General features: G+C 66.4%; 3 protein-coding genes. 2 read left to right on the forward strand and 1 reads right to left on the reverse strand.

All coding sequences use genetic code 11. The annotated features are described in order from the left end of the window. Positions 1-185 precede the first annotated feature (185 nt). Complete coding sequence (locus tag AC628_RS39400; protein ID WP_074132066.1) at positions 186-1,142, reverse strand: AraC-like ligand-binding domain-containing protein; 957 nt, start codon at positions 1,140-1,142, stop codon at positions 186-188. A 207-nt stretch (positions 1,143-1,349) separates the two neighbouring features. Between AC628_RS39400 and AC628_RS39405 the strand changes: the two genes are divergently transcribed. After that, positions 1,350-2,360, forward strand: a complete 1,011-nt coding sequence (locus AC628_RS39405) for a carbon-nitrogen hydrolase family protein (protein WP_074132068.1) — start codon at positions 1,350-1,352, stop codon at positions 2,358-2,360. A 36-nt stretch (positions 2,361-2,396) separates the two neighbouring features. Beyond that, a complete protein-coding gene (locus AC628_RS39410; RefSeq protein ID WP_074132069.1) occupies positions 2,397-3,449 on the forward strand; it encodes a phenylacetaldoxime dehydratase family protein in 1,053 nt (350 codons plus the stop codon). Positions 3,450-3,660 lie beyond the last annotated feature (211 nt).

The raw sequence follows: 3,660 nt of genomic DNA on the forward strand, positions 1-3,660 counted from the left end.
TGCCCAGCCGAACGCCAATCGACGGTCGCCCCGATCGCGCTAACGAGGTATCCAGGATGGGTATGGGCACGACCGTTACGGGCAACGGTCTAGGGCTGCAACACACGCAAGAAAGAATATTGCGGTAAAAGACCCGCGCTTGCTCATCGTGCTCGCCATCAACTTGTCGGATGAAGCGGTACTCGTCAGTTCGGCAGCCGGCTTTGCCGCCACTCGCGCGGCGACAGGCCGTAGTGATCGCGGAACACGCGGCCGAAATGCGAGAGATCGTTGAAGCCCCAGGCGAACGCGACCTCGCTGATGTGGCGATGCGCATGTGCCGGCGAGGCGAGGTCGCGCTTGCAGCGCTCCAGCCGCTCTGCCAGCACGAAGCGCTGGAACGAGGTGTCCTCATCGGCGAGCAGGCTGTTGACATAGCGCGGCGAGATGCCGAGCGCTGCTGCGGTCTCTGTGAGGCCAAGCTCGGGGTTCGGCAGATGCGCGAGGACGTGCGCCTTCAGCCGGTAGAGCAGGGCGGAGCGGTGGGTCGAGGCCGGCAGTGCGGCGCCGCCGATGCGCTCGCTGATCGCCATCGCGAGCAGGTCCGCGGCTTGATCGGCGAGGCGGATCGCATTGTCCGGATCGAGCCTGTCGGCGATATCGGCCAGTCCCGAGATGAACTGCCAGGCGAGCCGCTGCACCGGGCGATCGGACGTGAACGTCGTCGCCGTCAGACCCTGGGTGCCGGCAAAGCGCCGGTGCAACATTGCGCGCGGCACCTGGAAGATGGTCTGCGTGAAGTCGTCGTTGAAGCGCAGTTCATAGGGCCGCGTCGTGTCGTAGAACGCGAACTCGCCGGGCTGGATCACGGTCTCGCGGCCGTCCTGCACCACGCCGCCCGAGCCGCTGCGGCCGAGCGCGAACAGAACGAAGTCCTCGCTGGCGCGCGCGATCCGCGACGGTGTGCGCAGCACGCGCTGCCGGCTCGACGATACGACCGAGCACTTCGCCGGACCCAGCTGCGTGCTGGTGATGGCGCCGTGGAAAGCAGAGCCGAGGTCGGACTTGCAATCCAGCTGCACGAACACGTCGCAGACGATGTCCTGCCAGAGCGCGAGGCGCCGATGCGTGGGCGCGTTGTCCGTAGTGAACAGGGCCGGCATGATTTCCTCCCTTCACGAGTGCAAACGCTGGCCACGCAAACAAGCAAGCTCCGTACCGAGGGTGGCTGGGGGAATCTCCTCCGCAGTCGAATTTTCCTTCCGTCCTGGTCGAACGGCGGTCCCGGTTCCGCGGCACCATGATGTCAGAAGCGGCTGCGGCCGATCAAGCACGAACCGGCCGCAGCGGCCGGCTGCGAGGAGGACATCATGGGCATCGAACATCCGAAATATCGCGTTGCGGTGGTGCAGGCAGCGCCAGCCTGGCTGGATCTCGACGCGTCTATCGCCAAGTCCATCGCGCTGATCGAGGAGGCCGCCGCCAAGGGGGCAAAGCTGATCGCGTTCCCCGAGGCGTTCATCCCCGGCTATCCCTGGTACATCTGGCTGGACTCGCCGGCCTGGGCGATCGGGCGCGGTTTCGTGCAGCGCTATTTCGACAACTCGCTGAGCTATGACAGCCCGCAGGCCGAGCAGCTGCGCCTTGCGGTGAAGAAGGCCGGCATGACCGCGGTGCTCGGCCTGTCCGAGCGCGAGGGCGGCAGCCTCTATCTCGCGCAATGGCTGATCGGACCCGATGGCGAGACCATCGCGAAGCGGCGCAAGCTGCGGCCGACCCATGCCGAGCGCACCGTCTATGGCGAAGGCGACGGCAGCGACCTTGCGGTGCATGACTGCCCCGGCATCGGCCGCCTCGGCGCGCTGTGCTGCTGGGAGCATCTGCAGCCGCTGTCGAAATACGCGATGTATGCCCAGAACGAGCAGGTGCATGTCGCGGCCTGGCCGAGCTTCTCGCTGTACGATCCGTTCGCGCCGGCGCTGGGCTGGGAGGTCAACAACGCGGCCTCGCGCGTCTATGCCGTCGAGGGCTCGTGCTTCGTGCTGGCGCCGTGCGCCACGGTCTCGCAGGCGATGATCGACGAGATGTGCGACCGCGACGACAAGCACGCGCTGCTGCATGTCGGCGGCGGGCACGCCGCGATCTACGGGCCCGACGGCAGTTCGATCGCCGAGAAGCTGCCGCCCGATCAGGAAGGCCTGCTGCTCGCCGATATCGATCTCGGCGCGATCGGGATCGCCAAGAACGCCGCCGATCCGGCCGGGCACTATTCGCGGCCTGATGTTACGCGACTGCTGTTGAACAAGAAGCCCTCGAAGCGCGTCGAGCATTTCGCGCTGCCGCTCGACAGCTTCGAGGAGATCGACGCGGCTGCGAGCTGAACGCATCAGGGCAACATCCAACCGGAGGTGACTGCCATGGAATCCGCGATTCCTCCTCATTTGCAGACAGCGCGCTCGCGTCATCGTCGCGTGCCTGACGACTATGCGCCGCCTTATCCGTCCTTCGTCGCGCGCCACAAGCCCGCGGTCGCAAGCGTGATCATGGCCTATTTCGGCGTGCAGTTTCGCGGCGAGCCGACTGCCGCCGCGACCGGGGCGCTGGCGCAGATCGCAAAACGCTTTGCCGGCGAGTACGGCCCGACGCACTGGGACCGCGCGCAATATGTCGACCAGGCCGGCTTCACCAATGTCGTCTCGGTCGCCTATTGGGATGATGCCGGGCGCTTCGACGCCTGGTTCGGCGGTGCGCGCGAGGCCTGGACCGGCAGCAGCGCCAGTGATGGCATCGGCCGTTTCATCGAGGTGCTGCGGCCGCATGTTGCGCGCTACGAGACGCTGTTCTCCTCGCTCGGCCGGCCGGAGGGCGTCGCGGTGCTGGCCGACGGCATGAGCGGCGAGGTGCAGGAGCACGCCTATTGGGGCGGCATGCGCGACCGCATCCCGCTGTCACAGACCGATGCGATGACGCCGGGCGGCGAGCCGCGCGTCATCCGCGACGGCGCACGCATCCGTGTGGTCGCGCATGACAATCTCTGCTTGATCCGCTCCGGTCAGGACTGGAGCGACACCGAGGCGTCGGAGCGCAAGATGTATCTCGACGATGTCGAGCCGGTGCTGCGCGAGGGCATGGATTTCCTGCGCGACGACGGCGTGCCGATCGGTTGCTACGCCAACCGATACATGCGCGTCGTCGATGCCGATGGAAGAGTGATGGAAAAGTCCTATGGGCAGAGCTGGTGGAAAAGCCTCGCGGCGCTGGAGCGGTGGGCGGAATCGCATCCGACCCATGTCCGGATCTTCGGCGCGGCGATGAAGTATCTGTCGACCTTGGGGCCGTCAGCGAAGCTCAGGCTGTACCACGAGGTCACGGTGGCGGCCGCCGACGAGCAGTTCTTCGAATATCTCGGCTGTCACGAACGGACCGGCATGCTGGGCGCGGTGCAGGTCGCGGCCGCGCAGTCTGCTTGACATTCGACTTGCTCGGATCGCCCGAGCGGTGACCGCGACGGAAGTGCATTCCCTCTCCCGCTTGCGGGGGAGGGCGAGGGTGGGGGGCTCTCTCCTGTCCGACCGGGTTGATGCCTGACATATTGGACCGGGCTGATGGCTGACAATATCCGGTCATCGTGGTGCTGTCTGCGCCGTTTGCTGTGCGACGCGGAGCCGCGCACGCGGCGGA

This window comes from Bradyrhizobium sp. NAS96.2, assembly GCF_001908235.1.
Lineage (GTDB): Bacteria > Pseudomonadota > Alphaproteobacteria > Rhizobiales > Xanthobacteraceae > Bradyrhizobium.

Coding starts and splice junctions, on each gene's coding strand:
- AC628_RS39410 (WP_074132069.1), top strand. CDS start 2,397: ATGGAATCCGCGATTCCTCCTCATTTGCAGACAGCGCGCTCGCGTCAT.
- AC628_RS39400 (WP_074132066.1), bottom strand. CDS start 1,142: ATGCCGGCCCTGTTCACTACGGACAACGCGCCCACGCATCGGCGCCTC.
- AC628_RS39405 (WP_074132068.1), top strand. CDS start 1,350: ATGGGCATCGAACATCCGAAATATCGCGTTGCGGTGGTGCAGGCAGCG.